Origin of the sequence: Escherichia sp. 94.0001 (genome assembly GCF_013369155.2) — a bacterium.
Taxonomy (GTDB): Bacteria; Pseudomonadota; Gammaproteobacteria; order Enterobacterales; family Enterobacteriaceae; genus Escherichia; species Escherichia coli_F.
In genome coordinates, this window is record NZ_JABWMS020000158.1 from 1 (window position 1) to 1,669 (window position 1,669).

A 1,669-nucleotide genomic window follows, 5' to 3' on the forward strand; every position below is an offset into this window, starting at 1 on the left:
ATCATATACAGCAAGTACAGAAATATGAATTGGTAAAGCAGTTTTGCCACTATCACCTGTATCAACATCGTAACTAACATGTACTCTTGAAGAAACAATGCCATCCATAATTTTGAGAGATTGCTCTAAACGCTGTTCAATAGCAGAATACAATCTTGCTTTTTCCGCTCGTGGAGAGGAAACGAGTGCATCTGCAGGGAACATCTGCGATATTTGAATATCAGGCTTACCCGGGAGATTGTAGATTTTTAGCCAATCCACCGCAGAAGCAAAATCCGTTGGTTCTACATAGATTGAAAATCCAGTTTTGCCTTGATCCTTCTTCTCAGCATTAATATTATGTCTTTGTAAAACAGCAAGGACATCATTAGCTTGCTGTTGATCAAGATGGTTCAGTAATTCCTGCTGCTTGCAACCGCACAACAGCAGGATAAACAAGAATAATGATATATATTTCATGAGCGAGTCAACGTCTCAACTGCAGCGACAATTTTTCTTGCTAATGTTCCCACCAATGAAACCTCGACATTATAATTAAGCACATGATCCTGCAAGACTAATAATTTTTCAGGAGTTAACCCCTTTTTATCAGACCTTAATGCTTGTAACGCATTTTGCTGCCAATTTTCAGTTTGTACCGCATAGTTAGCAAAAGCGGAGATCATTTTATCATCCGGGTTATCAAGATTGAGAACCCGGTCATTTAAATCAATAACTTTCGCTTGCTGTATTTCATGAGCAGTTGATTGCTCAGCTCTATCAATAGGTGGCATATTGCTTACTGACATAATAAAATCCTTATCCAGTTTAGCGGAAGTTTTGTATGATTGCCGAATCAAGATCTTTATACGCTTTTACAACGTTAGATTGCGCATTTCGATATAATGTATACTCAGCTAATGCACTCTGATATTCGGCAAGGAATTTCGGGTCGGAAGGATTGGTTGCTAAATCCTCCAACGCCTTTTCAACTTGTTGGTTAAGATCATCAACGCCCTGATCAAATTGTTTGCTGATATCCATAATATAACCATTCCAATCTGCCATAAGTCCTCCTCAATTATTCCTGAAATGTCCACTTGCTACCTTGAGACTTCTCGAATCGGTTATCTCCGTAGCTAAATGAACTATTATTTGTGTCCTGATTTTTCAAATTCACATTAAATCTTACATATTGTTTACCCCATTGTTTATAATATTCGTCAACATAATTATTAATTTTATTTAATTCACTGTCGCTTAACGTACCAATGATATTGAAATATACATTGTTAGCTGTTTTATATTTTTCATAAGAAAGACCTATTGCCGACAATGTTTCAATTGCCTGACTTTCCAATACATTATCATCTAATACCGCAATACTTATATTGCTGGCATATGGCATAGTTTGCAGTAATCCTTTAATAAGATTATCGATTAGTTGCTGTGTGATAGCATTCCGTTGCTTACTCACTGTCAGTCTTGGATTACTGGCATCTAATAGCTGTAGTTTAAAATATTGTAGATCTGGGAAATTATCAGCAAGCCATGAAAAAATTCGTATCGATTCATCATCAGGATTTATCACCCGTACTGGCTTTCCTAGTTGATTTTTTTCCAGTGCTTGTTTGACCCAGACAGCTTCATCCAAACTATTGGTATTGATATAGATGACATGATCCCTACC

4 protein-coding genes are annotated in these 1,669 nt (G+C 36.7%); all 4 read right to left on the minus strand.

All coding sequences use genetic code 11. From position 1 onward, the window contains the following. Nucleotides 1–459, minus strand: a 459-nt coding sequence (sctJ, locus tag HEN33_RS24850; protein WP_183083508.1) for a type III secretion system inner membrane ring lipoprotein SctJ, incomplete at its 3' end; no start/stop codon positions are given. Continuing rightward, on the minus strand, nt 456–788 hold the full coding sequence (gene sctI / locus HEN33_RS24855) for a type III secretion system inner rod subunit SctI (RefSeq protein ID WP_000116717.1): 333 nt from the start codon (nt 786–788) through the stop codon (nt 456–458). The genes sctJ and sctI, both read right to left, overlap by 4 nt. Before the next feature lie 19 nt (nt 789–807). Beyond that, the gene (locus tag HEN33_RS24860; RefSeq protein ID WP_000796272.1) at nt 808–1,047 is read right to left on the minus strand and encodes a type III secretion system needle complex protein; all 240 of its coding nucleotides are present in this window, start codon (nt 1,045–1,047) and stop codon (nt 808–810) included. Nucleotides 1,048–1,060: 13 nt separating this feature from the next. Then, nucleotides 1,061–1,669 (minus strand): PrgH/EprH family type III secretion apparatus protein (locus HEN33_RS24865; protein WP_274601015.1); only part of this gene is annotated, 609 nt, incomplete at its 5' end.

Excerpts from the sequence above, each read along its gene's own strand:
- sctI (WP_000116717.1), bottom strand. The coding sequence starts at position 788 with ATGTCAGTAAGCAATATGCCACCTATTGATAGAGCTGAGCAATCAACT.
- HEN33_RS24860 (WP_000796272.1), bottom strand. The coding sequence starts at position 1,047 with ATGGCAGATTGGAATGGTTATATTATGGATATCAGCAAACAATTTGAT.